At 67.0% G+C, this 23,007-nt stretch carries 26 protein-coding genes; 13 read left to right on the top strand and 13 right to left on the bottom strand.

Translation table 11 applies throughout. From position 1 onward, the window contains the following. Positions 1-7 precede the first annotated feature (7 nt). A complete protein-coding gene (locus NO360_RS00950; protein ID WP_256305506.1) occupies positions 8-385 on the bottom strand; it encodes a DUF555 domain-containing protein in 378 nt (125 codons plus the stop codon). Positions 386-682: 297 nt separating this feature from the next. On the opposite strand from NO360_RS00950, the gene NO360_RS00955 reads away from it, so the two are divergent. Next, on the top strand, positions 683-868 hold the full coding sequence (locus NO360_RS00955) for a hypothetical protein (protein ID WP_256305507.1): 186 nt from the start codon (positions 683-685) through the stop codon (positions 866-868). A gap of 167 nt (positions 869-1,035) precedes the next feature. Continuing rightward, positions 1,036-1,767, top strand: a complete 732-nt coding sequence (psmB, locus tag NO360_RS00960; protein ID WP_256305508.1) for an archaeal proteasome endopeptidase complex subunit beta — start codon at positions 1,036-1,038, stop codon at positions 1,765-1,767. Positions 1,768-1,848: 81 nt separating this feature from the next. On the opposite strand, the gene NO360_RS00965 is transcribed toward psmB, so the two are convergent. Next, positions 1,849-3,381 (bottom strand): glutamate-cysteine ligase family protein, encoded by a 1,533-nt coding sequence (locus NO360_RS00965; protein WP_256305509.1) that lies wholly within the window; start codon positions 3,379-3,381, stop codon positions 1,849-1,851. 275 nt (positions 3,382-3,656) lie between these two features. On the opposite strand from NO360_RS00965, the gene ligA reads away from it, so the two are divergent. After that, positions 3,657-5,432 (top strand): ATP-dependent DNA ligase LigA, encoded by a 1,776-nt coding sequence (ligA, locus tag NO360_RS00970; RefSeq protein ID WP_256305510.1) that lies wholly within the window; start codon positions 3,657-3,659, stop codon positions 5,430-5,432. 49 nt (positions 5,433-5,481) lie between these two features. On the opposite strand, the gene NO360_RS00975 is transcribed toward ligA, so the two are convergent. The 5 genes from NO360_RS00975 to NO360_RS00995 all read right to left on the bottom strand — a co-directional run bounded on the left by NO360_RS00975 (position 5,482) and on the right by NO360_RS00995 (position 11,309). Continuing rightward, positions 5,482-6,576, bottom strand: coding sequence for a DNA topoisomerase IV subunit A (locus tag NO360_RS00975; RefSeq protein ID WP_256305511.1), 1,095 nt, complete (start codon positions 6,574-6,576; stop codon positions 5,482-5,484). Between the two features lie 4 nt (positions 6,577-6,580). Beyond that, positions 6,581-8,992 (bottom strand): DNA topoisomerase VI subunit B, encoded by a 2,412-nt coding sequence (locus NO360_RS00980; protein ID WP_256305512.1) that lies wholly within the window; start codon positions 8,990-8,992, stop codon positions 6,581-6,583. A 112-nt stretch (positions 8,993-9,104) separates the two neighbouring features. Further along, positions 9,105-9,647 carry a peptidylprolyl isomerase gene (locus NO360_RS00985; protein ID WP_256305513.1) on the bottom strand — a complete coding sequence of 181 codons (543 nt, stop codon included), beginning with the start codon at positions 9,645-9,647 and terminating at the stop codon, positions 9,105-9,107. Positions 9,648-9,713: 66 nt separating this feature from the next. Further along, positions 9,714-10,121, bottom strand: coding sequence for a nuclear transport factor 2 family protein (locus NO360_RS00990; protein ID WP_256305514.1), 408 nt, complete (start codon positions 10,119-10,121; stop codon positions 9,714-9,716). A 114-nt stretch (positions 10,122-10,235) separates the two neighbouring features. Beyond that, positions 10,236-11,309, bottom strand: a complete 1,074-nt coding sequence (locus NO360_RS00995; protein WP_256305515.1) for an anthranilate phosphoribosyltransferase — start codon at positions 11,307-11,309, stop codon at positions 10,236-10,238. A gap of 153 nt (positions 11,310-11,462) precedes the next feature. Between NO360_RS00995 and ahbB the strand changes: the two genes are divergently transcribed. Continuing rightward, positions 11,463-12,533 carry a siroheme decarboxylase subunit beta gene (gene ahbB / locus NO360_RS01000; protein ID WP_256305516.1) on the top strand — a complete coding sequence of 357 codons (1,071 nt, stop codon included), beginning with the start codon at positions 11,463-11,465 and terminating at the stop codon, positions 12,531-12,533. A 27-nt stretch (positions 12,534-12,560) separates the two neighbouring features. Here ahbB and NO360_RS01005 read toward each other — a convergent pair whose 3' ends face one another. From NO360_RS01005 to NO360_RS01015, 3 genes are all read right to left on the bottom strand, one after another. Beyond that, entirely contained in the window at positions 12,561-12,911 is a 351-nt protein-coding gene (locus NO360_RS01005; RefSeq protein WP_256305517.1) for a DUF5802 family protein, read from the bottom strand. A 113-nt stretch (positions 12,912-13,024) separates the two neighbouring features. Beyond that, positions 13,025-13,324, bottom strand: a complete 300-nt coding sequence (locus NO360_RS01010) for a DUF7977 family protein (protein ID WP_256305518.1) — start codon at positions 13,322-13,324, stop codon at positions 13,025-13,027. Continuing rightward, on the bottom strand, positions 13,314-14,372 hold the full coding sequence (locus NO360_RS01015; RefSeq protein ID WP_256305519.1) for a zinc-binding dehydrogenase: 1,059 nt from the start codon (positions 14,370-14,372) through the stop codon (positions 13,314-13,316). Before NO360_RS01015 ends, NO360_RS01010 begins: the two co-directional genes overlap by 11 nt. A 177-nt stretch (positions 14,373-14,549) precedes the next feature. Between NO360_RS01015 and dnaJ the strand changes: the two genes are divergently transcribed. Both dnaJ and NO360_RS01025 read left to right on the top strand, forming a co-directional pair. Continuing rightward, a complete protein-coding gene (gene dnaJ / locus NO360_RS01020; RefSeq protein WP_256305520.1) occupies positions 14,550-15,719 on the top strand; it encodes a molecular chaperone DnaJ in 1,170 nt (389 codons plus the stop codon). Positions 15,720-16,016: 297 nt separating this feature from the next. Beyond that, positions 16,017-17,147 (top strand): hypothetical protein, encoded by a 1,131-nt coding sequence (locus NO360_RS01025; RefSeq protein WP_256305521.1) that lies wholly within the window; start codon positions 16,017-16,019, stop codon positions 17,145-17,147. 154 nt (positions 17,148-17,301) lie between these two features. On the opposite strand, the gene NO360_RS01030 is transcribed toward NO360_RS01025, so the two are convergent. Beyond that, positions 17,302-17,709, bottom strand: a complete 408-nt coding sequence (locus tag NO360_RS01030; RefSeq protein WP_256305522.1) for a cupin domain-containing protein — start codon at positions 17,707-17,709, stop codon at positions 17,302-17,304. A gap of 121 nt (positions 17,710-17,830) precedes the next feature. Between NO360_RS01030 and NO360_RS01035 the strand changes: the two genes are divergently transcribed. The 6 genes from NO360_RS01035 to NO360_RS01060 all read left to right on the top strand — a co-directional run bounded on the left by NO360_RS01035 (position 17,831) and on the right by NO360_RS01060 (position 20,498). Then, on the top strand, positions 17,831-18,148 hold the full coding sequence (locus NO360_RS01035) for a cupin domain-containing protein (RefSeq protein ID WP_256305523.1): 318 nt from the start codon (positions 17,831-17,833) through the stop codon (positions 18,146-18,148). A gap of 53 nt (positions 18,149-18,201) precedes the next feature. After that, a complete protein-coding gene (locus NO360_RS01040) occupies positions 18,202-18,927 on the top strand; it encodes an AMP-binding protein (protein WP_256305524.1) in 726 nt (241 codons plus the stop codon). Positions 18,928-19,076: 149 nt separating this feature from the next. Further along, a complete protein-coding gene (locus tag NO360_RS01045) occupies positions 19,077-19,283 on the top strand; it encodes a hypothetical protein (protein ID WP_256305525.1) in 207 nt (68 codons plus the stop codon). A 75-nt stretch (positions 19,284-19,358) separates the two neighbouring features. Next, the gene (locus NO360_RS01050) at positions 19,359-19,541 is read left to right on the top strand and encodes a DUF8015 family protein (protein ID WP_256305526.1); all 183 of its coding nucleotides are present in this window, start codon (positions 19,359-19,361) and stop codon (positions 19,539-19,541) included. Between the two features lie 79 nt (positions 19,542-19,620). Beyond that, positions 19,621-20,073 (top strand): DUF2240 family protein, encoded by a 453-nt coding sequence (locus NO360_RS01055; protein WP_256305527.1) that lies wholly within the window; start codon positions 19,621-19,623, stop codon positions 20,071-20,073. A 44-nt stretch (positions 20,074-20,117) separates the two neighbouring features. Continuing rightward, positions 20,118-20,498, top strand: a complete 381-nt coding sequence (locus NO360_RS01060) for a DUF7993 family protein (RefSeq protein ID WP_256305528.1) — start codon at positions 20,118-20,120, stop codon at positions 20,496-20,498. Between the two features lie 38 nt (positions 20,499-20,536). Here NO360_RS01060 and NO360_RS01065 read toward each other — a convergent pair whose 3' ends face one another. Then, on the bottom strand, positions 20,537-21,196 hold the full coding sequence (locus tag NO360_RS01065) for an HAD family hydrolase (RefSeq protein WP_256305529.1): 660 nt from the start codon (positions 21,194-21,196) through the stop codon (positions 20,537-20,539). A gap of 59 nt (positions 21,197-21,255) precedes the next feature. Here NO360_RS01065 and NO360_RS01070 point away from each other — a divergent pair, with 59 nt between their 5' ends. After that, positions 21,256-22,545, top strand: a complete 1,290-nt coding sequence (locus tag NO360_RS01070) for a DNA double-strand break repair nuclease NurA (RefSeq protein ID WP_256305530.1) — start codon at positions 21,256-21,258, stop codon at positions 22,543-22,545. 31 nt (positions 22,546-22,576) lie between these two features. Here the strand turns inward: NO360_RS01070 and NO360_RS01075 are convergent, their stop codons facing one another. After that, positions 22,577-22,924 (bottom strand): DUF7113 family protein, encoded by a 348-nt coding sequence (locus tag NO360_RS01075; RefSeq protein ID WP_256305531.1) that lies wholly within the window; start codon positions 22,922-22,924, stop codon positions 22,577-22,579. Positions 22,925-23,007: the final 83 nt, after the last annotated feature.

Consider the following 23,007-nt stretch of genomic DNA (forward strand, 5'->3'; position numbering starts at 1 on the left):
CGACCGGCTATTCGTCGCGGTCGTCGCGTTCGTGGGCGTCCTCTTCGGTTTCGAGGACTTCGATCACCGACAGCGGCACGTCGCGGAGCGCGCCGCCGACCTCGCTCTTGGCGATCCGGGAGGCGTGCTCTTCGCTGTCGGCGTTGAAGACGTCGATTTCCAGAAGGAGCCCGACGAGTGCGGTGTTCGCGGCGATGAACGCGGAGTCGAACGGCTCGCCGCAGGCCGGACACGGCGTCGCGCCGACTTCGACCTCGACGTACTCCTTGTCCTGATCGTTGAGTCGCTTGCCGGCCTCGCTGACGGCGACGCCGATGGCGTCGTCGATGTCGTCGACGTCGCGGACCAGCCACGCGGCCTCCATCGCGACGAGATAGTTGCTCATACGACGAGCACGTTCCGCGGGGTTTCGTGTCTTGTGGTTCGCCCGCGCTCGTGTGAACAGTTGACAGCGCACCACCCTCGGCGCAGTCCTCCGACCGCGTACGCGACGTCAATACTGCGCATAACTTATGCCGACGAACGGGGCTGATGACGACGTTCGTACGGGGTGAGTACGGATCGAATCAACTCAGTTTGAAGAGACTACAGGTCACATTGAACCGCAACACTGCGTCGACGTGTACCGCACACCCGACAGAGAAGATTTATATACTACCGTCGCCCCCAGCAGTTCAAGGCGATGATAGAAGACCTGCACCGGAGCGCGGCCTTCCTGCTGTATCAGGTGACGCTGCTCTTCGGGATCCTGGCGATGCCAGTGGCGCTGTTCGCGCGGCGATTGGGACTGACGCTTCCGGTTCGATCGCTCATCGAATCCGCAGAGCGGACCTACGAGCGCGCCGAGGGACACCGCGGTCACCGCTAAGCGGCAGGGACGGAACGCTTCAAGAATACGCGAAGTTACACTCCCGAGTCGCAACGCCAGGGCGTCGGCCGCGACCGCCCTCGCGTCTCGGACGGACGCGAACCGCGATACGGGCAACAGCGGTGGGAAGGGTGGCATTTATCAGCGACGGGCGACAACTGCGGGTAATGCGTACTCCTACGAGCGACGACGCCGCGGGGCGTCTCGACCCACTGAACGGCGAGCACTCCGGCGTGTTCTCCCCTGAACTCGGCGAGTTCTCGAACGCTGAACAGCGCGCCGAACAGATGGGCGACAAAGAGACCAAGACCGGAACGACGACCGTCGGGCTGAAGACGAGCGAGGGAGTCGTCCTCGCGACGGACATGCGGGCCAGTCTCGGCCGGATGGTCTCCTCGAAGAACGTCCAGAAGGTCGAAGAGATCCACCCGACCGGTGCGCTGACGATCGCCGGGTCCGTCTCGGCAGCCCAGTCGCTCATCAGTTCGATCCGCGCGGAGGTCCGCCTCTACGAGGCCCGCCGCGGCGAGGATATGAGTATGCAGGCGCTCTCGACGCTCCTCGGCAACTTCCTGCGCTCGGGCGCGTTCTTCATCGTCCAGCCCATCCTCGGTGGCGTCGACGAGGAGGGCCCCCACATCTACAGCATCGACCCCGCGGGGTCGATCCTCGAAGAGGAGTACACCGTCACCGGTTCGGGCAGCCAGTACGCCCTCGGTGTCCTCGAACAGGAGTACGACGAGGACCTGACGATCGAGGAGGCGAAGAAAGTCGCCGCCCGCTCGATCAAGAGCGCCGTCGAGCGCGACCTCGCGTCGGGCAACGGCATCAACGTCTGCGTCGTCACCGAGGACGGCGTCGAGATCACGAAGCACAAGGAGTTCGACGACCTCCTGTAAGTCGGCTCTGGGGTCGTCCGAAACGCGGTCGCGCCCGTTTCGTTTTCGCGCAGAGTCGGACCGTGTCCGGTCGCGGAACCGCTACAGCCAGTCCGCGAACGAGCCGTCCAGCAGCGTCTCGCGTTGCTTCCGCACGTAGTCGCGCTGCATCTCCATCACGGCGTCAGCGAAGGCGTCGCCGTCGGCGAGGTACTCTCGCACCCGGTCGACCTTCCAGTCGGCCGGCGTCGTCCCGTGGTCGACGCGGGCCCGGAGCGGTCGCACGTACTTTTCCGCCTCCGCGTCGGAACAGCCGGCGGCCGTGAGGCCGTCGACCGCGTGCGCGAAGACGTCGTCGTAGACGGTCTCGGTGTCGATGGTCTCCGCGCCGTCGTTACAGATCCATCGCTGACCGCTGTCGAGCCCGTCGCGCATCGCGGCGTAGAAGTTCTCCCGGGCGGTCGACCACGGCTGGGCCGTCGCCGGGTGCTGTCGGCGCGGGAGGCTCTCCATCAGCCCCGCGAACGTCGCCTGGAAGGCGACCGAATCGCGGACGGTCGGCTGCGCGGCGATCGGTCGGAACTCGATCCGAGCGTTCGCCGACGAGCGCGACGCCCCGTCGAAGACCGGGCGGACCCATCGCCAGTAGGTACCGTGTTTCCGTCTGAGCGTGGCGAACTCGTCGTCGAAGCGGTTGCCCTCCGGCACGGGCATCGGGACCATCGTCGCGTCGTCCGCGACGCGGTCGACCGCCTGCTCGATGTCGTCGAGGTCCCGCGGGAATCTGACTTTCTCCGTCGCTCCGGAGTTGAGGACGGACTCGAAGACGCCGATTCGGTGCTCGGCGTAGCCGTCCTCGAGGATCTTCGCCGCGCCGACGTCGTCGTAGAGGTCGGGCGGGAAGAACGGCGAGTTGACGCCGAGCGCGAGCAGCGGCCCGGCGATCCGGAGCGCGTAGTTGAAACAGGTCGGGAGGTCGCCCGCGTGGGCGACCTGGTAGTGCGGCTGGATCGACGTGATGAGCGACTCGGGCATCACCGTGTCGGCCGAGAGGCTGACGTTCGGCGCGTCGACCGTCATCTCGTCGGGGGCGGTCGGGCCGTTCGCCATCGCGTGATACCGCTCCGAGCCGCTCATGTTGGTCGCGATTCGGATGCCCTCGGCCTCCACGCTGTCTGTGAGGTACTCCCGAGCCGTCTCGCCCGCCGGCGGGATCGTCCACATCCCGTCGCTGACGAGGCGGATGCCCTCGGCACCGGTGCAGTCGAGGGCGGCCCCGAGGCGCGCGCGGACCTCGGACTCCTGCGCCCGGAGGCCGTCGGGGTTCAGCGGCTGCGGACTGGTGGTCATCTCCGCGTTGTGCAAACCGAGTTCCTTCTCGAAGCCGATCAGTTCGAGGAGTCGGCGCGGGACGCGCATCAGGGCGTAGACGTCGGCGTCGTCGGAGGCGGCCCACCGCCCGTCGGCGACGGCGTAGAACTCGTACTCCAGCCCGACGATCGACTGGTGGTTGTCGAAGGTGCCCTCCCGGAGCTCGGACTTCACCACCTCGGCGTCCCGCCGCGCCTGGGCCTCGAACTCCTCGACGTCGACGGCGAGCGCGTCGCGAACAGAGGCCGCCAGTTCCTCGGTCATAGCCCTCTTTGGGACATCGGGCGGCTTCAATCCCGTGGCTCGGATCGCCGGCGAGGCGGGCTCGGGCCGAATATTTATAAGTCATCGGGCGGCCAGCGTCCCCGTGACCTGAGAGCCACCCCGCGTCGGGCAGCGGTCGTTCGGCACCCCGACGCGGGCACGGCGAGCGACGTCGACGGCGCTCGCGATTGCCGACTGCCAGTCACATCGAACGCCGCTCCGTTCCCGGACTTGAGTCGGCGGACTCTTATCGAACCGCCTGATACTCCCGGCAAATGGAGTTCGCCGAGTTCGCTTCGCGCGCCGAAGAGATCGCCGATGAGTCCGGCGACCTGGCGACGACCGATCGCGTCCGCGACTTGCTCTGCGACGCGTCCGACGCCCTCCCGATCGTCGTCAGGTTCCTCCAGGGTCGCGTCTACCCGGCGTGGGACGCGACGACGCTCGACGTCGGGCCCGCGCTCCTCCACGAGGCGATCGCTCGCGCCGCGGGGCCGAACGTCGACAGCGACGACGTCGAATCGAAACTCGCCGAGATCGGCGAGATCGGTGCCGTCGCCGCGACCTACGAGTTCGGCGGCCAGCGCGGCCTCGGCGCGTTCGGCGGCGGCGCGTCCGGCGGAACGGACGGGGAGAGCGGTGCCCTCACCGTCGCCGAGGTCGACGATCGTCTTCGCGAAATCGCGGCGACGATGGGCGAGGGTAGCGAGGGACGACGGCTCGACATCCTCTTCGGCCTGTTCAATCGCGCCTCGCCCGCGGAGGCGACATTCCTCGCGCGACTCGTCCTCGGGGAGATGCGAATCGGCGTCGGGGAGGGGACCGTCAGGGACGCGATCGCCGCGGCCTTCCTCCGCGAGCGCGTCGCGGACGCGGAGCCTGAGTACGACGAGGGACCGGTCGATGCCGCCGACGCGGACGCGGTCGACGCCGTCGAGCGCGCCCTCCAGGTCTCGAACGACTACGGGATGGTGGCGCGCGTCGCCCGCGACGAGGGCAGCGAAGGACTCGACGCCGTCGGCCTCGAGGTCGGCCGGCCGGTACAGGCGATGCTCGCCCAGGCCGGCAGCGCCACCGAGGCGATCGAGGACTGGGGCGAAGCGGTCGTCGAGACCAAGTTCGACGGCGCCCGCGTGCAGGTCCACTTCGACGGCGAGGAGACCGCGCTCTTCTCACGGAATATGGACGACGTCACGGACCCGCTCCCGGAGGTCGTCGAGTTCGTCGAGAGCGCGGTCGACGTGCCGGTCGTCCTGGACGGCGAGGTCGTCGCCGTCGCCGACGACGGGTCGCCGCTGCCGTTCCAGGAGGTGCTCCGGCGGTTCCGTCGGAAGTACGACGTCGAGCGGATGCGCGAGGAGGTCCGGGTCGAACTCCGCGCCTTCGACTGCCTCCACGCCGACGGCGACGACCTCCTCGACGCCCCGTTGAGCGAGCGTCACGACCGGCTCCGAGCGCTGCTCGGCGACACCGACGCGGTCTCGGAGCCAGTCGTCACCGAGGAGCCCGACGAGATCGCGGCCGTCGACGCGCGGGCGCTCGAAACCGGTCACGAGGGGATTATGCTGAAGGATCCCGAGTCGACCTACGCGCCGGGCAAGCGCGGCCGGAACTGGCTGAAACGCAAGCCGGACGTCGAGACGCTGGACCTCGTCGTCACCGGCGCGGAGTGGGGCGAAGGCCGGCGGGCGAACCTCCTCGGGACGTTTCTACTTTCGGCGCGCGTCGACGGCGAATCCGCCGGTCGCGACGCGGTCGCCGACAGCGACGCCTACGCCACCATCGGCAAGGTCGCCACGGGGATCACCGACGAGGAACTTGAATCCCTGACAGAGCGGCTCGAACCGCACGTCGAACGCGAGGACGGTCAGATTGTCTCGATCGCCCCTGAGGTCGTCTTCGAGGTCGGCTACGAGGAGATCCAGGCGTCGCCGACGTACGAGTCGGGCTACGCGCTGCGGTTCCCCAGGTACGTCACTGTCCGCGAGGACAAGTCGCCGGCCGACGCCGACGGCCTCGCCCGAGTCGAACGGTTGGCCGACGAGCAGTAACGGCGTTTCCGGGCGGCGAACGCCGCCGAGACAGCGTCGGTTCGACGCGCTACAGCACGCCCATCACAGAGAGCCGCTCCGGAAGATACGTCTCGGTGACGAAGTCGAGGCCGCGAGCGGCCAGCGCCTGCTGCTCGGCCTTCTTTTCGAGGTCCAACTGCAGTTCGATCTGTTCGGTCCAGTAGTCGGTCTCGAAACGGGGATCCTCCAGTTCCGACTCCAGGGCGTTGATGTCCGAGTCCGCCAGCGGATCCGTCGGGAGGTCGTACTCGACGATGTCTTCGGGCTGGATGCCGACGAAACGCGCCTCCGGCGTCGCCAGATACTCCGAGAGGTGCGCGGACTTGATCGATCCGTAGGCGACGGAGCCGTAGATCCGGTAGGACCACGGGTCGCCGTCAGTGAAGACCACGACCGGGAGGTCGAGTTCGTCGTGCAGGCGCTTCGTGATCCGCCGCGTCGCCCGCGCCGGCTGACCCTTCAGGTGGACGACCAGACAGTTGTACTCGTCGTCGAAGCCGTTCTCGACGAGTCGGTCGCGCATCCCGCCGGTCTCGACGCAGAGGACGAAGTCGATGTCGTGATCCAGGAAGTCGATCGTGTCCGGGTTGTTCGGGATCTGGTAGCCGCCCTCGCCGACGTCCTTCTGGCAGTGGATCTCCCGCTCGCCGCGACGCGTCTGCTCGCGGAGTTCGAGCGGCCCCATCAGGGTCGCCCCCGACTCCTCGGGGCGCATATGGAAGTCCTCGCGGGTGACTTTCGAGACGATTTCGAGGTCCTCGATGAGCTGGTTCGACTCGTCCTGGCTCTGGAACTGGGCCTCCTCGTTGTCCCACGACTCGGAGAGGTAGTACAGTTCACGCAGCGTCGAGGAGCGGTCCTCCTCCAGTTGGTTCACGAGGAACTCGATGGCGTAGGAGGCCTTCAGCAGTTTCCGCGCGCCGCGGACGCTGTTGGCCGACCGGGTCGAGGTCCGGTCGCCGTACACCCAGACCTTCGAGTCCTCGTCGAAGACGATGTTCGACTTCGTCCGCGTGGGGATGTTCATCTGCGGCACCTCGCCCGCCGCGAACTGGTCGTAGAACTCCACCGCGAGATCGACGAGGCGCTCTTTCGCGAGTTCGTCGTCCTGTTTCGTGCTCATTGTGTTAGTCTGCGTCGATGGTCAGTTTCTCGGCTTCGACGCCGTCGACGTCGACGTCGAAGGTGGCGTCCTCGGCGATCGTGTAGGTCAGTTCGGCCGATTCGCCGGCCGGGACCGACGGCTCCCAGGAGACGAACCACTCGCCGTCGAGGTCGACGACGCTCGCGTCGTCGGGAAGGTCGGACGGTTCCGTCGAGACGATGTCAGTGATCTCCGGACTCTCGCTTCGATCGGAGTGATTCTCGACGGTCAGCGTGACGGTGTCGCCGTCGACCTCGCGGTCGACGCTCACGTTGTTCATAATGCGTGCGAGTGCGCCGTCGATGTTGGGTCGGGGACGGCCGGTCACCTCCGAGAGCTTGTCGGCCATCTCCGGGAGGATCCGACCGAGGACGTCCTGTTTCTTCCGTCGCTTCTGCATCGAGCGCCGCTTGTTCAGGTACGATTTGAGTTCGCGGGCGGCCTCGCGGATGGCGAGTTCGATCTCGTCTTCGATCTCGGGGATGTTCGCGAGCGCGTCCTTCGACTCGCTCGTGAACGGCACGTTCGTCGAGGCGACGTGGATCATAATCACCGCCGGCCCGTTGGGCATCCCCGAGCCGCCGGGCTGATCGAGCCCGTAATTTCGCCAGCCGATGCTCTTGACGACGTCCGTCGTCGCGCACGCCCCCCGCTGGTAGACCAGGGGGACGCGGTTGGCGAACCGGAGCAGGTCGACCGTTCCGTCTTCGATCTCGCCGCCGTAGGCGATCCCGGCCTCGACGACGAACGGATCGCCGCCGTGGACCTCCGCGTCGCGGGTCGCCGCGGCGTAGAAGTCGGCGTCGAACTCCTTTTTCAGTCCCGCCTCGACGAGTTCGGCCGTGATGGGCGAGAGGCAGTTCGTCGGCGGCGCGAGGATGTCGGTCTCGCGCATCGCCTCCAGCAGTTCGGAGGCGACGTCGCGGTCGTCGGCGATCGCCGTGACTCTCGGCACGTCGTCGGGGACGGTCCGCATCGTCTCCCAGAGCGCCTCGACGACGTTCTCGCGGGCGGTGTCACCGAAGGAGACGTCCTCGGAGACGATCCGGTCCGCCGAGCGGTCGACGTACTCGCGAAGCGTGGCGTGAGTCGCCCGGTTCCGTCCGTCGCCCTCGGCGAACTTGTCCGCCAGTCGGTCCGCCAGCCCCGAGACGGTCGCGTCGTCCTTCCGGGTGCTCGTCGCGTCGTCGACGAGCGAGTACATATCCGCCGCGCGGTCGCTCGTCAGCACCGACCAGGCCGCCTCGACGGCGTTCTCCCGGACGGTGTCGCCGAAGTTCGCGTCGAACTCCGCCTCGACGTCGTCGGCGACGGTATCGACGATATCTTCCAGTTCCGAGTGTGCTGTCCGCTCGCGCGAGGAGAGCGCGTCCGCGACCCGTTCGGCGAACGCTTCGGTCGCCTCGGCTCCCTTGTTGACGACGGCGTCCGCGATCGCCGCCGCCGGCGGCGTCTCCGGGTCGCGCGGGACGGCCCAGCCCATCTCGCGGCCGAAGTGTCGGTCCCGGAAGTTGTTCAGGACCTTCTCGGCCGTCTTCGCGCCGACGCGGGTGAACTCCTCCTGGAGGAAGCCGGAGACGGAGTAGGATTCGGTCGCGCCGAGCATCTTGATGAGCGTCCCGAGTTCGACGCCGTGGGGGTGCGGACGGATCTCCTCGGTCTCGGCGGGCAGGTCCGCGCCCTCGACGCGCTCGTAGTGACGAGGTTCGTCGAGACCGGGCTCCGAGAGGACGAGGCGCGCGTGAGGGTTGACGACCGCGGTGTGCTTGACGTAGTCGTGGAGTTGCTGACGCGCCCGCATATTCGCCTCCATCTCCATCTCGATTCGGGTCCCGTGGGTCGGCGAGAGATCGGACTCGCCCGGTGCGCGCTCCTCTTCGACTTGGATCTCCGGCTCGTTGGTGTCGGTGTCGATGATGAGCTCGAAGTACTGCGCGCGCTCGGAGCGCTGGGTGCGGGAGGTGATCTTCGCCGGTTTCCCGGACGTCAATTGCGAGTAGAGCACAGCCGCTGAGATGCCGATTCCCTGCTGGCCACGGGACTGCTCTCTGGAGTGGAACCGCGAGCCGTACAGCAGTTTCCCGAAGACCTTCGGGATCTGTTCGCGGGTGATGCCCGGCCCGTTGTCCTCGACGATCAGGGTGTAGTAGTCCCCGGACTCCCTGATCTCGATGGAGATGTCGGGTTTGATGCCGGCTTCCTCCGTCGCGTCGAGGGCGTTGTCGACAGCCTCCTTGACGGCGGTGACGAGCCCTCTGGCACCGGAGTCGAAGCCGAGCATGTGTTTGTTCTTCTCGAAGAACTCGGCGATGGAGATCGCGCGCTGGCCCTCCGCCAGCTCCTCGGCGATCCCCCCTCCCTCTTCCTCGCCGAGCGTCGACTGAATCGAGGTCATTCTGTGCGCGCTCCTACCCGACGAACGGTTAAGAAGGGTTCGGGAGTAGGGTGAAAGTGAAAACGACACCGACAGCCGGACCGCATCGGATCCGGAGCGGGTGAGACTGCAGTTACTCGGCGTCGACGTCGATCGACTCGATCTCGATGTCGTTCAGCGGCTTGTCGTCGCTGTCGGTCGGCACGTCGCCGATTTTCTCGACGACGTCCATCCCGTCGACGACGTGCCCGAAGACCGCGTGGCGGCCGTCGAGGTGAGGCTGCGCGCCGAGCGTGATGAAGAACTGCGAGCCGTTCGTGTTGGGGCCGCGGTTGGCCATCGAGAGGACCCCCGCGCCGTCGTGGTTCAGGTCCTCGTGGAACTCGTCGTCGAAGGTGTAGCCGGGGCCGCCCCGACCGGTTCCTTCCGGATCCCCGCCCTGGATCATGAAGTCGTCGATGATCCGGTGGAAGATCGTCCCCTCGTAGAGGGAGTCGGTTCGGGTCTCGCCCGTTTCGGGGTCGCTCCACTCCTTCTCGCCGGTCGCGAGGCCGAGGAAGTTCTCGACGGTGCGCGGCGCGCGCTGCTCGAACAGTTCGAGCGTGATGTCGCCTTCGGTGGTTTGCAGCGTCACGACGGGGTTCTCGGGGTTTTCGAGTTCGGAATCGTCGACCATAGGACGAGGAGGGCGGTCAGATACAAAACGGTGTCCACTTGGGCTACGTCGGACGACCGCGACCGCTCACTCGGGGACGGCGCTCACGTGCATCCCGACGAAGAACCACTCCGCGCTCCCCCCGCTTTCGTCGCCCGTGCGACGCTCCAGCGTTCCGCTCCATCGGCTGTCGAACGAATATTCGCGGCCCGCGTCGACGTCGTGCCAGGCCATTCCGACCTCGTCGGAGAACCAGGCGTGGTCGTCGCGTTCGACGACCCGGAGGTCGCGGCTGTCGACCGTCCAGTCCTCGGTCGTCGCCGTCTGCTCGCGCAGGCCGGACGCGATCTCCTCGTAGCCGGTGAGTTTCTCGGTGATGCCGAACTTGACCACGTCCGGGCGCTCGGCGAAAAACGGGGACAGCGGTTCGCCGATTCGGAGGGCCTCGTAGTAGTCGCGGACGCGGTCTGCGGCGGTTCGATCGCTGTCGACCATATCACGGGTAGCGGTCCGGCGGAAAAACACTTGTCGGCGACGAGTGTGCGACGGTCGCCGACGCGAGTGCGACGGTCGGCGACGAACCGAGAGCGTGCTCGGTCGCGTGTGCAATCAGAACGCGCGCAGGTCGTCGAGGACGGCCGCCGCCGCGCCCGACTCGATGCTCTCGCGGGCCATCTCCAGACCCTCGTCGAGGGAATCGGCGTCCTCGCGGGCGTAGATCCGGAAGGCGGCGTTGAGCGCCACCGCGTCCGCGAAGTGGTCCTCGCGCTCGCCGGCGACGATCTCCTCGGTCAGACGGGCCGAATCGCCCGCCACGTCGTCGGGGTCGACCCCCAGGTCCTCGTACTCGAAGTCCATCCCGTACTCGGGCGTCTCGATCTCGTAGTCGGTGAACTCACCGTCGGTCCACTCGCCGACCTTCGTGTAGCCCGGCCGGATGTCGTCGTAGCCCTCCATTCCCTGGAACATCACGACGCGGTGGGGGCTCTGGCTCTCCATCTCGGCGAACGTGTCGGTGATCTTCTTCGCGAACGCGAGGTGGTAGAACGAGCCGAGGTGGACGTCGGCCCGCGCGGGGTTCGCGATGGTCTCGACGGTGTTGACGAACGTGCGCACGCCCATCTGATCGCGGCGGTCCCACAGCGCGTGGACCCGCGGGGCGAACTCGGGCTGGTAGTAGAAGCCGAAGCCGGTCTCGTCGACCATCTCCGCGCTCTCGTCCGGGACGAGTTCCGTTCGGACGTCCAGTTCGTCGAGGACGTGTTTGTAGGCGTCCTGCTTCTGCGTCGGGACGCGGTCGCCCGAGTGGACGACGACGGGCGTGCCCGCGCCGGCGGCGACGATGCCCGCCGCGGCGCCCAGAATGGCCGTCTCGCCCTTGCCGTCGTAGTTCGCGCCGCAGTCGACGGGGTCGGCATCGGGCTCGGCGTAGACGACGTCCTCGGCGATCACGTCGGCGTAGGCGGCCAGTTCCTCGGCGACGTTGTGCTTCCAGCGGTTCGCCAGCCAGAACGCTCCGAGCGTCGTGTGATCGGGTTCGCCCGCGAGGATGCGCTCCATCGCTTCCGTCGCCTGCTCGCGCGTCATATCCTCGGCGGATTTGACGCCCGTCCCGACGACCTCGGTCATCAGTCGTTTCAGCGGCCACTCCCCGAATTCGGCGGTCTCCGGCGCTTGCGCCATATACCCCGAGATTGGTGTCCGACGGTCAAAAGTGATCGGTTCGATTGTCAGTCGCTCGGAGCGACGCGACCGTTCCGGAACGATGTCGCGGACGCGACTCCCGCGCGACCCGAGGCCGAAATAGGTAGGTTCGTTCGGTCCAAGGTGAGAGTGATGAGTGCACTGGAAGACGACTGGCGCGCCGATCTCGACGCGGTCGACGCCGCGCTCGTCGACGAGTACCAGAGCGGGTTTCCCGTCGTCGAGCGGCCGTTCCGGGTCGTCGGCGACGACCTCGGAATCGGGGAACACGAGGCGCTCGAACGCGTGCGACGGCTGCGGGAGCGAGGGATCTTCCGTCGGTTCGGCGCGGTGCTGAACCCGCCCGTCATCGGGAGTTCGACGCTCGCCGCGGTGTCGGCCCCCGAGGAGCGGTTCGAGGAGGTCGCCGACGTGATCAACGGCTACCGGCAGGTGAACCACAACTACCGCCGGGACCACGAGTGGAACATATGGTTCGTCGTCACCGCGGCCTCTCGGGAGAAACGCGACGCGATCCTCGCGGAGATCGAGGAGCGAACGGGATGCGAAGTTCTCAACCTCCCGATGCTCACGGATTACTACATCGATCTGGAGTTTCCAGTCGTCAACGACGACTCGTTCGCCCGCGAGAGCCTCGCCGCGACGGACGCCTCGGCGACGCGGATCTCCGAGGAGGCGACCGGGGGCCTGACCGAACTGGAGGCCGACCTCCTCGTCGCGATCCAGGACGGCTTTCCGTTGTCGGCGACGCCGTACCGCGACATCGCGGCGGAGATCGACGCGGGACGCGACGCCGACGGTGGCGTCGCCGTCGCCGACGTCATCGACGCCGTCGAGCGACTGCTCGACGACGGATGCATCAAGCGGATCGGTTGCGTCGTCAACCACGTCGTCACCGGCTTCGACGCCAACTGTATGGTGGTCTGGAACGTTCCCGACGACGAACTCGACGCCCGCGGGGAGGCGGTCGGCGAACTCCCGTACGTCACCCTGTGTTACCACCGCCCGCGCCGCCCCGACCAGGACTGGCCGTACAACCTCTTCACGATGATTCACGGCCGCGAGGGCGACGCCGTCGACGCCAAGATCGACGAACTCGCCGCGGAGTACCTCCCGGTCGAGCACGAACGGCTCTACTCGACGGCGACACTGAAACAGACGGGCGCGCGCTACGACGAACTGGTGAGTACCGGAGAAAAGTGACCCACGGCGAGTGACCGTCGCGCCGACTCACGCGACGGCGTTGTCGTCACCGAACCGATAGCCCGAATACCTGAGCAGTTCCGCGGCGCGGTCTGACTTCGCCAACAACACGTCGCGCTCGGCGGGGAGGTCGTCGCCGGTGGTGGATTCGGGAACGACGAGCGTTCCCGACGGAACGTCGTCGTCGCCGAGCACCGGAATGTGCCCGTTGTCCAGTTTCATCACGAGCGGCGCGTCGGTGCGGAAGAGCCCCTCGTCGCCGTAGAGGTGCTCGTTCACCCGTTCGTGATCCGCCCGCTGGATCGCGGGGACGTCTCTGTCGGCCGGTTCGACGTACAGCCGACCCAGGTAGTAGCCCGTGGAGAACGTTTCGAACATCTGTGCGAGAGATTGTCACACATATTCGGTAATAAGTCTTTCCGGAAAACTACAAGTCGAAGCGCAATCAGCGGGGTCGAATCGCGCCACGCGCTCGACGGCGACGTCCGACCTCACTCGTTTCCAGTCGCCGCGGTCATCGCCCACACGGCCGTGAGACCCAGGACCACCGCGGGAAGCAGCGGCAGCACGAGCAGCGAGGCGATGTATGGGATGCCGACGGCCGAGAGGATGCCCGGCCGGACGTAGATGACGCCGGGGACGATCAGCAGACAGACGACGAGGGCGGCGACGAGAACCCACCCGCGCGCCCCGAAGCCGTCCCTGTTCGCATCCGGGTCCGACTCCTGGCTCTCGACGGCCGCCTCGGATTCGGCCGGTCGATGAACGTATCCGCCCTCGTCAGAGCTCACTGTCTGGTATTACGACTACCTTGCCAAAGCCCTCCCGGTTCTCGATCAGCTCGTGAGCCCGCGCGGTCTCGCTCATCGGCAGCGTTTCCCGGATCCGCGGCTCGAAGACGCCGTCCCAGACGAGTTCCAGCACCTCCTCGGCCTGTTCCGGCGTCGCCATCGTCGACCCGATGATCTCCAGCTGATGGACGAAGATGCGGTTCAGCGCGGCGTCGGGGTTCGGCCCGGTCGTCGCACCGCAGGTGACGAACCGACCCCCCTTCCGGAGGCACTTCAGGGAGCCCTCGTAGGTGGCTTCGCCGACGTGATCGACGACGACATCGACGCCGCGACCGTCGGTCAGTTCGTAGATCGACCTGGCGAAATCGTCCGTTTCGTAGTTGATGCCGTGGTCGGCGCCGCAGTCGGCCGCGTGTTCGAGTTTCGCTTCGGAGGACGCCGTGGCGTACACCTCACAGCCGGCGTAGTCGGCGATCTGTACCGCCGCGTGGCCGACGCCGCCGGACGCGCCGTGTACCAGGACGCGCTCGCCGGCCCGCAGGTCGGCGCGGTGAATCAGCATCCGCCAGGCGGTCTGGAAGACCAGCGAGACGGAGCCGGCGACCTCCCACGGGACGTGGTCGGGGACGGGAACGAGGTTCGACGCGGGAACGGCGGCGTACTCGGAGTGGACCCCGCGCGTGTCCTCGCCGATGATGTGGAAGCCCGGCGAGAGCGTCGGGTCGTCACGGCGCGGGAACGCGGCCGCCCCGTCGGATTCGTCGTCTCCGCCGGCGACGCCGGCGAGAAGCGCGACGCGATCCCCGGGCGAGACCCGCGTCACGTCGTCGCCGACCTCCCGCACGACGCCGGCCATATCGCTGCCGGGGACGTGCGGAAACGGCAGGTCGAGGCCGGGGAGCCCGCGTCGAGTCCAGACGTCGAGGTGATTCAAGGCACCGGCTTTCACGTCGACGAGGGCCTCGTCGCGGTCGATCTCGGGGTCGGGGAACTCGCCGTACTCGATGACGTCGCGGCCGCCGTGGGCGGTGAACTGAACGGCTTGCATACTGGCTACTCCGCCGGCGAGTACAAAAGCGCGAGGGCGAACGCCCGACGGCGGACCGGTTCGCGAACTGTTTTCCGCCCGTTTTCGGCCCGTTCCTGGACTGTCTACGGCCCGTTCCGGAACCGTCTCCGACCCGTTCCGTTGAAGTAGCTCAACCGTTTACGACTCTCACAACGAATGAGCGAGGACTTCTACGACGTGCTCGGCGTCTCGCGCGACGCGACCGAGGACGAGATCAAGCAGGCCTACCGGAAGAAGGCCGCGGAGTATCACCCGGACGTCTCCGAGGAGGCCGACGCCGAGGAGAAGTTCAAGAAGATCAAGAAGGCCAAGGAGGTCCTCACCGACGACGAGAAGCGCCAGATGTACGACCAACTGGGTCACGAGCGCTTCGAACAGGCCGAGAAGCGCGGTGGCGTCGGTGGCGGGGGCGGTGCCGGCGGCCGCGGCCAGGGCAACCCCTTCGGCGGGATGGGCGGCGGCGGCCAGGGGAGCCCCTTCGAGGACATCTTCAACCAGTTCTTCGGCGGCGGCCGCGGCGGGGGCGGCGGCGGGCGCAACCGCCCGCGTCAGGGCCAGAACCTCCGCACGCAGGTCACGCTCGACCTCGAAGAGGTCTACGAGGGCGTCGAAAAGCAGTTCACGATCACCCGTCCGGAGACGTGTTCGGAGTGCAGCGGCCGCGGCCACCCCGCCGACGCCGACGTCAACACCTGTCCCGAGTGTAACGGGCAGGGACAGACCACGACCGTCCGCGACACGCCGCTGGGGCGCGTCCAGCAGACGCAGACGTGTCGCCGCTGCGAGGGGACCGGCGAGACCTACAGCGAGACGTGTTCGGTCTGCGGCGGCGACGGCGTCACCCGCGAGGAGGCGACGCTCTCGGTCGACATCCCCGCCGGGATCCGCGACGGCCAGACCCTCCGGATGGAACGGGAGGGCGCGCCCGGCGAGAACGGCGGCCCGAAGGGTGACCTCCTCATCGACGTCTCCGTGCGCGACCACGACGACTTCGAGCGCGACGGCGACGACCTCTACCACCGGCACCCCATCTCGTTCCCGAAGGCCGTCTTCGGCGCGAGCGTCGAAGTTCCGACCGTCGACGGGACGACCGAACTGGAAATTCCGGCCGGAACCCAGAGCGGCGAGGAGTTCCGCATCCGCGGCGAGGGGATGCCGCACCTCCGCGGACGGGGTCACGGCGACCTCTACGTGCAGGTGCAGGTGGTGACGCCCGACAGCCTCAACGCCGAGCAGAAGGAGGCGCTCGAAGCGTTCGCCGAGGCCGGCGGCGAGAGCGTCGAGATCAACGAGGGCTTCTTCGAGAAGATCAAGAACTCGTTCTAATCTACCTTTTTCCACGGAGGGGGCCACGGGCCCCCTCCGCGCAAAAACCTAGAGGGAAAAAGGCCGCGAGGCTCGCAGACGCGAGCCTCGCGGGACGACTCGGAGATCATTTGATCGAATGCGAGGTCGGGTAGCAAGCTCACATTCGGAGCAATTTAGACGAGATATTCCCGTTCGCGAGAAGCGAGCATACCCACCGATCGAGACCCGCTGCGTCCCCGATCGAGTCCGCTAATTCGCGGGGATCGGTGCGAAGCGGGAGCGGGGTTTTTATATTTTGTTGATATATTCGGATTTATGAATGACGGCGAAAATTTCTCGTCTGACACCCTAGGCGACGGTGGAAAGGGCCCTGTGGCCGAGGCGGTTGGCGAGACGGAACCCGCTGTGACCTTCACCGAAGACTTGTGGCTAGACAGGCTCGCCCGGAAAATCGGGTTTGGCTGGATTTCTGAACAGTTGCCGGGTGAGATTCCGCCCTCGTACGTGTATGCCGTCGTACTGATTCTCGCTGTCGAAATATCTCTGCAAGGAAGATCGTATTTACTCACCGGATCTGCCCACGTCCTTGAGAATCCGTTCTTTATTCTCCAACCGATCGGGTTGCTGTATGCCGTATACGGTTCACGAGCACTGCGCAAGCGCTATCACAAAGTGATGTGGGAGATGAACATCTCAGAGAGGGCCACGGACCCCGAACGGCTGATTCATATCGTGCCGAACTGGCTTCCCTGGGGGATGTTTGTCGCGACTGTCGGCGTGACTTATGTTCGGGTCCTCTCGCTCGGCGGACCGCTCGCCGTGTATCAGGATTACGGCCTCTCGGGGTTTCTCGGTTTCACTGTCGCCAATCCCATCTGGTTGAGTATCGCCGCTCAGTTTCTCGCCGTGTATCTCTCCGTCGTGCTGCTCGCGCCGTGGCGTCTCTGGAAATCCGACGTCGGGATCCACTTTCTCGATCCGGAGCGATTGGGCGGGCTTCGACCGCTCGGCGAACTGATCAAACACGCGTATTATTACCTGGTTGCTGGTCTGATCGCCGTCGCACTCATCGTTTATGAGCCGGTGCTTTCGGATCCGACGGTCGAGGTAACGGCGGCGACGAACCTGCTTTTCACACTGGCGTGGGTCGGGACGATCGCGACAATCGCGTTTGGGGTCTTCGTCCTTCATCGGTTCATGCATCGCGAGAAGCGGCGTGAACTCAAGCGGTTGGAAGAGGTCAGGCAACAGCACTCAGATAACCCGTGGGACATCGCGAGGTACGCTGTCTCACAGGACAACCAAGACATCATCGAGGAGGTCCAACAGCGTATGGAGATCGTGAGCGGGACTAGAGAGTACCCGGCGACCTTCAGCATCTGGTCGCAACTGCTCCTCAGCATCGTCCTTCCCAAGGCAGTTCAAGTATTCGTTGCCAGTATTTGAACGAGAGCCTCTGTCAACTGCGGATACGTCCCCCACATTCTACACCCTTGCGTCGGACGTAGCTGGGTGAAAAGGTGCTGGGGGTCGACACTTGAAGAGTATTGGCCTCAGAGACGCAACGGTCACCGTTCCTCACACAGGGTGTGCGATGCTGCTACTCTCCGCTGCTCACGACGTAGGAGCCGAAGTCGTCGACGGTTCCGACCGGCGGCGCGCCGAACGCCAGCCACACGTGCGTTCCGTCGTCGGTCTCGTTGAGCAGGTTCCGCTCGACGTCCGGCCGGACCCGGACGACCCCGCCCTCGGGGACCTCGTGGACCCTCCCCTCGATCGCGATCTGTCCGTCGGTCATCGCGACGAAGACTTCTTCCTGGCCGCCCTCGTCACCGGAGCCCTCGTGAGTGTGCGGCGTCGTCACCTCGCCTGGTCCGACGAGGACCTGATTCACCCGAAGCTCGGTCGCCCCGAGCCGATCGGTCAGTTTTCTCACCGACGTCTCGCAGGTGTTGAACTGTTCAGTCGGGACGTCGTCCGGTCGGACGACGCTGAAGTCATCGGACATCGACGGAGCCCTCCGTGTCGACCCGTACTGCTCCCGGAGAAAGATACGTTTGGGTTTCGCTGCGCTGGCGGACCCACCAGGACCCGTACTTTCACGTGATTCTCGCCCGAACGTCCGGTCGATGTCGTACACGAAAGCGAACTACACCGACGGCGACGAGAAGGCCCCGGGAATGTACTTCCTCCGAGAGGAACTCGACTGCGAGAACCTCGGGTTCACCGTCATCGAAGCCGAGTCCGGGTGGACCGGGATGGAACACGACCACGACGAAGGCGGCCAGGAAGAGGTGTACTTCCTGGTCGAGGGCGCGGCGACGATGGACGTCGACGGCGACGAGGTGACGATGGCGGCCGGCGACGTCCTCCGCGTCGCGGCCGACGCGAGCCGACAGCTGACTGCCGACGAAGCGAGCACGTTCGTCGTCGCCGGCGCTCCCTGACCGACGCCGGTCGCGGCCGACGCCGTTTTGCGCCCCGCCCACCGACTGGGGGTATGAACCGGGACCGCGACTCGTCCGAACGGCCCGACCCCCGGGCCGGCGAGGGATCCGCCGACACGGGCGACTACCCCTCGCCGCTTGCCGACCCCCAGACGGTCGGTGCCCTCCTCGCTCGCGACCGCCGGACCGCCGGGACGGCACTTCGCGCGGAGGGGCCGGACCGGACGTACAGCTATCGCAACTTCGTCACGACCACGTACAAGGCCGGCAACGTCCTGCGACACCTCGGCGTCCGGCGGGGCGAGGAGGTCCTCGTGGTCCCCGATCCGATGCCGGAACCGGTTCTCGCCTTCTACGGCGCGGCCCAACTCGGTGCAGTTACACGGTTTTCCGACACCGACCCGTCGACTTCCCCGCGAGTCGTGGTCGCGCCCGCAGACCGCGAGGGGGCGTTCGACCTGGCCCCCGGTCAGCACCTCGTCGTCTACGGCGGTTCCCCCGCGGAATCGACCACGACGCACTGGGAGACGGAGGTCTGGAGCGAAAATCCGGCGGTCCATCCAACCGACGTCGCCCCGGACGACTCCCTCCTCGCCGTGGGGGACCGGACGGTCTCCCACGCCGAAGCGCTGTCCGGAGTGTCCAACGGAAGGGACGACGAGCGGCCGACTCCGGGCGAACAGGTCGTCGTCTCCGGCTCGTTCACCGACCCGGACGTCGTCGTCGAGGGACTCGTCGAACCGATCGCGGCGGGGGCGACGATCACGCTCGTCGAGTGACACTCGTGAATCCGCCAGTCGAGCGTGCCCGTGAATCCGCCCGTCAGGCTGCCCCGGGAATCTGTCTGCCGAGCGATCGATCGGTTCGACGCTCTCATTGCCCGAGAATCGGACGAAGGGCTACCATCGATCGGAGACAACTGTCTCGTATGGTCCTCAGAACCGCAGCATTCGCGCTCGGAATCGTCGAACTGATCGCGCCCCGCCCCCTCGTCGATTTCTGGATGGGGCTCGCGACGGTCGACGACGCGGAACTCCGTCCGTGGGTCTACACCGCCGCCCGGATCGAGGGGCTCTTCCTCGTCCTGTGGGCGATCGCGTCCGGGCGTTCGGCCGACGACCGGTTGGGGTCCTGAACCGGAGCGCCGACAAGAGTCGAGGTGGCCGAGACCACAAGATACTCCTCCCCAATCTAATTATATCTAATTACGATGGTCGTCGGTCCCAGCCAGGAACCCACGCGCTTCGACTACGTACTGAGCGGGATGGGCGTCAGCCTGGCCTGTGGCGGCGTCGTCGGTGTCGCTTCCACGGTTCCGCTCGCGCTCGCCGGCGGGGCGGCCTCCGTCGTCGCCGCCGCCGTCCTGTTCGTGGGCACGATCGACCAGTACTGAGTTCTTCGGCTGGCGAAGCGGAGGCTTCGACCGAGCAGAAATCGGGGGGTCCTTGAGGGTCGGCGTTCCCGTACTCGGTATGAGCCTCGACGTCGCCGTCGCCGTCCCGTTCAAACAGCAGGGAACGACGCGGCTCGGTGAGGGAGAGTTCGTGGTCGCGCTCTCGCTGGATCGGGACTGGTTCTCCCCGGACCAGGCCAAGCGGCTCATCGACATCGCCGCCGGGCGTGGGTTGCTCGCGCGCGAGGACGGCGAGGTCGTCGCGCAGTTCGACCCGCCGGCCGTCGACGTGCCGGACGAGTACGAACCCGACGAGTCGATCCTCCGCGAGCAGTCCACCTTCGAGCGAATTCTCGACGCGCTCGTCGCCGCCGGACACGACAAGCGCGACGCGGTCGCGGCCGTGAACGAGAAACAGCGACGGCTCGGCGTCTCCGTCGAAGCGGCCGCCGCGCTGTACGCCCGCCAGCAGGGCGTCGACGTCGGCGACGCGGCTCGGGGTGCGAAAGCCACTCTCGGCGACGAGGACTGAACCGGAACGGTGCGCTCTTTTGGCCTCGCGGAGAATCGGACAGTATGGTGGAGGAGCGACTCACGGACGGGCGTCGAATCGCGCAGGTTCTCGCGAGCGAGGTCACCGGCCACGGCGACGACCTCGACGCGCTCGCGGTGACCGATGCCGACCCGGACGTCGAACCGACGCCCGACGGAACGTTCGCGTACGCGATCGACCGCGACGGCGAGCGCGTCGCGAGCGTGTACGTCCAGCCCGACCGGATACGGATCGAGTTCGAACGGGCCGTCGACGCCGTCGCCGAGGCCGCGGGGAGGGAGGGGCTCCGCGTCAGGCCGAAAGCCGTGGAGCCGCCGCGGACGCTGGTGTTCGTCGAGGACGGCGCGCAGGTGAAGTGGCTGCTCCCGGCGCTCAGGGCGGTCGCGGCGGGATCCGGTGGGTGACCCTCGCCGGTCGAGAACAGTCTAGCGACTGAGAGCGCTCACAGTTCTTCCAGCAGTTCGGGGAGCCGGTCGATCAGCTCCGCCCGTGAGACGTGCGCTGCGGCGCGCGGCGAGGGCTCCGGCCCGCCTTCGTAGAGCACCTGGATCGGCACGAGGCCGGCGTTGTCGGCCCCCGCGATGTCGGCGTCGACGTCGTCGCCGACGTAGGCGGTCTCCCCCGGGGCGCTGCCGAGTTCGTCGAGCAGCGACGCGAACGCGACCGGGTCGGGCTTGCCGGCGTCGAGGTCGCCTGTGACGAGCGCCACATCGAAGGCGTCCGTCCAGCCCAGGGTGGTCAGTTTGTCGCGCTGGGCGGTCCGCGGTCCGTTGGTGAGGAGCCCGACCCGGTACTTCGTCCGCAACCCCTGGAGAAACGGCTCGGCACCCGGGACCGGAACGAGCGCGTCGGCGATCTCCCGACGATAGGCGTTCGCGAGCGATTCCGGATCGGCCTCGGTGTCGTACTCCGACAGCAGTTCCTCGAAGATCGGGGTCCGACTGTCGCTCGTGAGGTGTCGACTGTGCACGTCGAGGTACGCCTCCCGCGACAGCGGCGGCGCGTCCGCGTCGGCGGTGGCGTCGGCGAGGATCGCCGTGCGCTCCCGCGTCGGGACGGCGAGCGTCTCGTCGAGGTCGAACCCCACCGCGGTTATAGTCACGTCCGAGAGCAGGGCCCCAGGACGTATGACTTTTCTCGTCTCGTCGTGAGGTGGGGAACGTGACACTGGATCCCGTCCACGTCGACAGCATCGCGGACCTCGCGGCGTACCTCGCGAGACACGTGGACGACACCGACCACGTCGACGTCGCCTCGCGGATCTGGGAGGAGTTCCTGGACCCGCTGTACGGGCCCGACGGGCGGGCCGTCTTGGAACCGGTCGACGAGCAGCGATTGCGCGCGGTCGACGCCGAGGACGTCGCGCTGGCGTCGCCGCCGTTCGAGACGGTCCACGGCCTCGACTCGGGGACGATCAACCCCACGACGTTCAAGAACGGCCTGGTCCTCGACCTCGCGCAGGCCGCGATGGCGGCCGTTCCCTCGGACCTCGACCTGCACCGACACAGGAGCATCGTGGCCGCGACCCACGTCACCGACGAGACGGTCCCGATCGACGAACCCTGGCGGAAGGTCGACGAGGGGTACTGTCGGTGGCGCGTGCTACAGATCCCGCGAGTCAACCGCTACGCCGAGGGGATCGTCCACGCGCTCGCGCTCTACCTCGCCGAGAGCTCGCACGCGCTCGAACACGCCGACGAGGTCTCGGACCTGCTCGTGCTCGACGGGCCGCTGTACCCCGTCGAACTGCTCAACTGGCGCGAACGGGACGCCGAACTCAGAGCGCTCACCGAGGAGTTGAAACCCCGTTCGATCGTCGAGAACTACATCCGCCTCGTCGAGTCGTTCGTCGAGCGCGAGGTTCCCCTCTGCGGATTCGTCAAGAACCCCGCCTCGAAGCGGATCGTGGGCACGATCCGGGAGGGCGAGGCCGAGTTCGACGTGCCCTGGACCGACGACGCCGCGTTCCTCGCCAGTCTGCTCGAACGGCGAGAGCGACGCGGGACGGCGACCGAGGGCGGACCGACGCGGGGCGTCGAGGGCCGGCGGACGGACGAACTGACGTTCACGAACTGGTTCGTCTCTCGCGGCGGCGTCGACGCCACTGTCGCCGCCGACGGCGACGCCTACGGCATCGAGCGGGAACTGGATCCGACGCTGTACGAGAAGTGCTTCTTCGCCGTGTACGAACCGCAGACGGACGTCCTCTACCGCGTGGAGACACCCTACGCGTTCGCGCGCGACGAGGGCGTTCGAGAGGCCATCACCCGCCAGTTGCTCGGCGACGTCGCGGCCAACCGCGGGCCGCCCGAGGCCGTCGCGAAGGCGGACGAACTGGCGAGGATCAGCGCCCGGGAGAAGTCCTCGCTCCGGGAGAAGTTCGCCGAGACGCTCGACACCGACGAGGTCAAGCGATACGACGACGTTCGGTGGGGCGACGTGGACGGGTAGCGGCGTGTTCGCCCGAGAAAGTCCGCCCCGATCAGGAGTGCTCCGCGCCCGGTTCCTCTTTGATCACCTCGATCCGGACCGCCGACTCGGGGACGCCGACGCGGGCGAACTGCGTTCGGACGTGTGCTTTGGCCGCCTCGATCGCTCGCTCGCGCGTCTCGAAGCCGCGGGGCATCGGCGACTCGAAGGCGACGTTGACCGTCTCGCCGTCGATAGTCGTCTCCGAGCCGCCGCTCTCGACCTCGTAGAACTCGTCGCAGACCCAGACGTAGGGGGCGTCTTCGTCGGGCGCTCCCTTGTACGAGGGCGCGCGCTCCCCACGCTCGAAGATCGTTCCAGTGAGCGTGGTCCCCCCTGCGTGACCGCGGATAAGAAGCATACGTACGGTTGGATCCCGGCCGGTAAAAGCGACGCGGCAGACGGGCGGCTGACGGGGCGACCGACCCGCGCCGCTGGGCGAGG

It is taken from the genome of Halobellus litoreus (genome assembly GCF_024464595.1).
Taxonomy (GTDB): domain Archaea; phylum Halobacteriota; class Halobacteria; order Halobacteriales; family Haloferacaceae; genus Haloquadratum; species Haloquadratum litoreum.

What these genes read in the sequence shown, in the direction of transcription:
- NO360_RS00980 (WP_256305512.1), bottom strand. Translation starts at nt 8,992, where the DNA reads ATGACCTCGATTCAGTCGACGCTCGGCGAGGAAGAGGGAGGGGGGATC.
- psmB (WP_256305508.1), top strand. Translation starts at nt 1,036, where the DNA reads ATGCGTACTCCTACGAGCGACGACGCCGCGGGGCGTCTCGACCCACTG.
- NO360_RS00975 (WP_256305511.1), bottom strand. Translation starts at nt 6,576, where the DNA reads ATGAGCACGAAACAGGACGACGAACTCGCGAAAGAGCGCCTCGTCGAT.
- NO360_RS00985 (WP_256305513.1), bottom strand. Translation starts at nt 9,647, where the DNA reads ATGGTCGACGATTCCGAACTCGAAAACCCCGAGAACCCCGTCGTGACG.
- NO360_RS01060 (WP_256305528.1), top strand. Translation starts at nt 20,118, where the DNA reads ATGGTGGAGGAGCGACTCACGGACGGGCGTCGAATCGCGCAGGTTCTC.
- NO360_RS01055 (WP_256305527.1), top strand. Translation starts at nt 19,621, where the DNA reads ATGAGCCTCGACGTCGCCGTCGCCGTCCCGTTCAAACAGCAGGGAACG.
- ahbB (WP_256305516.1), top strand. Translation starts at nt 11,463, where the DNA reads ATGAGTGCACTGGAAGACGACTGGCGCGCCGATCTCGACGCGGTCGAC.
- NO360_RS00995 (WP_256305515.1), bottom strand. Translation starts at nt 11,309, where the DNA reads ATGGCGCAAGCGCCGGAGACCGCCGAATTCGGGGAGTGGCCGCTGAAA.
- NO360_RS00955 (WP_256305507.1), top strand. Translation starts at nt 683, where the DNA reads ATGATAGAAGACCTGCACCGGAGCGCGGCCTTCCTGCTGTATCAGGTG.
- NO360_RS01045 (WP_256305525.1), top strand. Translation starts at nt 19,077, where the DNA reads ATGGTCCTCAGAACCGCAGCATTCGCGCTCGGAATCGTCGAACTGATC.
- NO360_RS00965 (WP_256305509.1), bottom strand. Translation starts at nt 3,381, where the DNA reads ATGACCGAGGAACTGGCGGCCTCTGTTCGCGACGCGCTCGCCGTCGAC.
- NO360_RS01005 (WP_256305517.1), bottom strand. Translation starts at nt 12,911, where the DNA reads ATGTTCGAAACGTTCTCCACGGGCTACTACCTGGGTCGGCTGTACGTC.
- NO360_RS01035 (WP_256305523.1), top strand. Translation starts at nt 17,831, where the DNA reads ATGTCGTACACGAAAGCGAACTACACCGACGGCGACGAGAAGGCCCCG.
- NO360_RS00990 (WP_256305514.1), bottom strand. Translation starts at nt 10,121, where the DNA reads ATGGTCGACAGCGATCGAACCGCCGCAGACCGCGTCCGCGACTACTAC.
- NO360_RS00950 (WP_256305506.1), bottom strand. Translation starts at nt 385, where the DNA reads ATGAGCAACTATCTCGTCGCGATGGAGGCCGCGTGGCTGGTCCGCGAC.
- dnaJ (WP_256305520.1), top strand. Translation starts at nt 14,550, where the DNA reads ATGAGCGAGGACTTCTACGACGTGCTCGGCGTCTCGCGCGACGCGACC.
- NO360_RS01040 (WP_256305524.1), top strand. Translation starts at nt 18,202, where the DNA reads ATGAACCGGGACCGCGACTCGTCCGAACGGCCCGACCCCCGGGCCGGC.
- NO360_RS01075 (WP_256305531.1), bottom strand. Translation starts at nt 22,924, where the DNA reads ATGCTTCTTATCCGCGGTCACGCAGGGGGGACCACGCTCACTGGAACG.
- NO360_RS01025 (WP_256305521.1), top strand. Translation starts at nt 16,017, where the DNA reads ATGAATGACGGCGAAAATTTCTCGTCTGACACCCTAGGCGACGGTGGA.
- ligA (WP_256305510.1), top strand. Translation starts at nt 3,657, where the DNA reads ATGGAGTTCGCCGAGTTCGCTTCGCGCGCCGAAGAGATCGCCGATGAG.
- NO360_RS01015 (WP_256305519.1), bottom strand. Translation starts at nt 14,372, where the DNA reads ATGCAAGCCGTTCAGTTCACCGCCCACGGCGGCCGCGACGTCATCGAG.
- NO360_RS01030 (WP_256305522.1), bottom strand. Translation starts at nt 17,709, where the DNA reads ATGTCCGATGACTTCAGCGTCGTCCGACCGGACGACGTCCCGACTGAA.
- NO360_RS01050 (WP_256305526.1), top strand. Translation starts at nt 19,359, where the DNA reads ATGGTCGTCGGTCCCAGCCAGGAACCCACGCGCTTCGACTACGTACTG.